Below are 284 nucleotides of genomic sequence, written 5' to 3'. Positions count from 1 at the left end.
TGAATGCCCTGAAGACCGGTATCGCCTTTTACACCAGGTAGGCCCTGTGCTCCGGTAAATCCCTGCAGGCCGGTTGCTCCGGTATCTCCCTTATCACCTTTTTCTCCGGTTTCACCTTTGTCGCCTTTTGCTCCGGCTACGCCCTGGATTCCCTGCGGACCAGCTGCACCAGTTTCTCCTTTTTCACCCTGAATGCCCTGAAGACCGGTATCGCCTTTTACACCAGGTAGGCCCTGTGCTCCGGTAAATCCCTGCAGGCCGGTTGCGCCGGTATCTCCCTTATC

At 56.7% G+C, this 284-nt stretch carries 1 pseudogene; it reads right to left on the bottom strand.

The features are described from left to right. A pseudogene (locus tag U859_RS0130140) lies at positions 1–284 on the bottom strand (collagen-like protein); the annotation flags it as partial.

Source organism: Pedobacter jeongneungensis, from assembly GCF_000633455.1.
GTDB classification, from domain to species: domain Bacteria; phylum Bacteroidota; class Bacteroidia; order Sphingobacteriales; family Sphingobacteriaceae; genus Pedobacter; species Pedobacter jeongneungensis_A.
This window is presented reverse-complemented; position numbering and strand designations above follow the sequence as displayed.